Origin of the sequence: Vibrio sp. 779(2023) (genome assembly GCF_033344285.1) — a bacterium.
Taxonomy (GTDB): domain Bacteria; phylum Pseudomonadota; class Gammaproteobacteria; order Enterobacterales; family Vibrionaceae; genus Vibrio; species Vibrio alginolyticus.
The window spans coordinates 1-1087 of the sequence record NZ_JAWPOM010000202.1 but is presented as its reverse complement, the minus strand read 5'-3'; the positions used below and the strand labels follow the sequence as shown (position 1 = coordinate 1087).

General features: G+C 49.5%; 1 protein-coding gene. It reads left to right on the top strand.

Annotation, left to right across the window (positions count from 1 at the left end; all coding sequences use genetic code 11):
* The coding region (locus R8O70_RS26080; protein ID WP_412034580.1) for a toprim domain-containing protein at positions 1-1087 on the top strand (1087 nt) is incomplete at both ends.

Genomic DNA, 1087 nt, shown 5'->3' with positions numbered 1-1087 from the left:
TTCAGGTGGTTTGCACGGTGTAGGTATCTCAGTAGTAAACGCGCTGTCTAAGCGAGTTGAAGTGACGGTACGTCGTGATGGTCAAGTGTACGAAATTGCTTTTGAGCACGGTGACAAAGTATCAGACCTTACTGTAACGGGCACATGTGGTCGCCGCAATCGCGGTACTAGCGTGCACTTTTGGCCGGATGCGAAGTATTTCGATTCAGCTAACTTCTCTGTAACTCGTTTGGTGAACAACCTACGAGCGAAAGCGGTACTTTGCCCAGGTCTAGAAATTACGTTTACCGATAAAGTAAACAACAAAGACTACCAGTGGTACTACGAAGATGGTTTGAAAGACTATCTAGCCGAAGGCGTAAAAGGTTACCCAGTACTACCAGAAGAACCGTTTACTGGGGAGTTTTCTGCAGACACAGAAGCAGCAAACTGGGCAGTAATCTGGCAGCCAGAAGGCGGCGAGATGATCACCGAAAGTTACGTGAACCTTATCCCAACAGCTCAGGGTGGTACACACGTAAATGGTCTTCGCCAAGGTTTGTTGGATGCGATGCGTGAGTTCTGTGAATTCCGCAACTTGCTACCACGTGGTGTGAAGCTAACGGGCGATGATGTTTTCGACCGTTGTTCGTACGTGTTGTCGGTTAAGATCCAAGATCCACAGTTTGCTGGTCAGACTAAAGAGCGTCTCTCTTCGCGTCAAACCGCTGCGTTTGTCTCTGGTGTGGTAAAAGATGCATTCAGTCTGTGGCTAAACGAAAAGCCTCAACTTGCAGAGCAACTAGCGGAAGTGTGTATTGCTAACGCGCACCGTCGTATGCGCGCAAGCAAGAAAGTCGTACGTAAGAAAGTCGCATCGGGTCCTGCCTTGCCAGGTAAGCTAACAGACTGTTCCGTACAAGACTTAAATCGCACCGAAATCTTCTTCGTGGAGGGTGACTCGGCGGGTGGCAGCGCGAAGCAAGCCCGAGATCGTGAATTCCAAGCGGTAATGCCACTGCGTGGTAAGATCCTAAATACATGGGAAGTCTCTGCCGATCAAGTTCTGGCGTCTCAAGAAGTGCATGACATCTCGGTTGCGTTGGGT